Origin of the sequence: Mesorhizobium sp. M8A.F.Ca.ET.161.01.1.1 (assembly GCF_004792105.1) — a bacterium.
Taxonomy (GTDB): domain Bacteria; phylum Pseudomonadota; class Alphaproteobacteria; order Rhizobiales; family Rhizobiaceae; genus Mesorhizobium.
In genome coordinates, this window is the sequence record NZ_SRTD01000378.1 from 1 (window position 1) to 306 (window position 306).

Annotated in this window: 1 protein-coding gene; it reads left to right on the forward strand. The window is 64.7% G+C overall.

Annotated features, from left to right (window positions below):
• Positions 1-306: SDR family NAD(P)-dependent oxidoreductase (locus EN804_RS36160; protein WP_135922406.1), on the forward strand; the 306-nt coding region annotated here is incomplete at both ends.

The following is a 306-nucleotide window of genomic DNA, read 5'->3' on the forward strand; positions in this document are numbered from 1 at the left end:
GCCTGGGTGGTGACTGCTGACGTTTCGGTGCCCGACGATGTGGCAAGCGCGATCGCAGTCGGCGTCGAGCGCTTCGGCGGGCTGGATATCATCGTCAACTGGGCCGCCGTGCACCCATACGGCACCGCGACCAGCACGGATTTCGAGACCTGGAACCGCACCATGTCGGTGAATGTCGGTTCCATCTACCTCACCGCCCGTTTCGGCATTCCCAAGATGATCAAGCGCGGCGGCGGCGCCATCGTCAACGTCGCCTCGGTGCAAGGCACTGCCTGCCAGCAGAACGTCGCCGCCTATGCCACCACC